General features: G+C 41.2%; 1 pseudogene. It reads left to right on the top strand.

Features of this window, described 5'->3' with window-relative positions:
* Positions 1 to 470: 470 nt before the first annotated feature.
* Positions 471 to 650 (top strand): annotated as a pseudogene (locus R8N49_RS27895) (serine/threonine protein phosphatase); the annotation flags it as partial.

The following is a 650-nucleotide window of genomic DNA, read 5'->3' as shown; positions in this document are numbered from 1 at the left end:
TTACTTCAACTCGCTTATCAGTATTGGTAGAGATCGCGTGATCAAGCAAGTCAAGAAGTCCATTTAGCGTAACCTTACTATCCTTTGATTCGGCTTGCTCGTTATCACTTCTTGTAGCCTTAGCCTCGTTCTTCATATCAGCCTCGCTCATAAAAATGCCTGCCGTACACACGGCTGTAGCACAATTACACTCTCGCCAGCCTCTGAGAAGTTTCCTCAGCAAAAAATCTTAACTGTTTACAATAAAAACGATTAATTTCAGACAGTTATAAACCACTAAGATTTAGACACTAAAAGTTAGTGTCTAAATCTTAGTGCCGAAAAATCAAACAAAGCGTCCAATCATTGTCTTCCATGGAGGTTTCACTTTAAGCTACTGATGTTAAAGCACTTAGCGTATGTGCTCACTTCTCTAATCTAAAAAACCCCTGTACCATGGAGAAGTCAATCAACTCTAAGGTCATGATAGTTTGAAGTTTTACGTTGTTTCCGATCTGCATCTCGACATTCACGGAATACGCCGTGATTTCTGGTATAGCTTCGATAACGAAGCCACTTTAGTCGTTGCAGGTGACACAGCGAACGGCCTCTTAGGCATGGCGTATGTGAAGAATGTACTTTGCCGCCACTTTAAGACGGTCATCATGATT

It is taken from the genome of Vibrio sp. 1978 (assembly GCF_033344345.1).
This window is presented reverse-complemented; position numbering and strand designations above follow the sequence as displayed.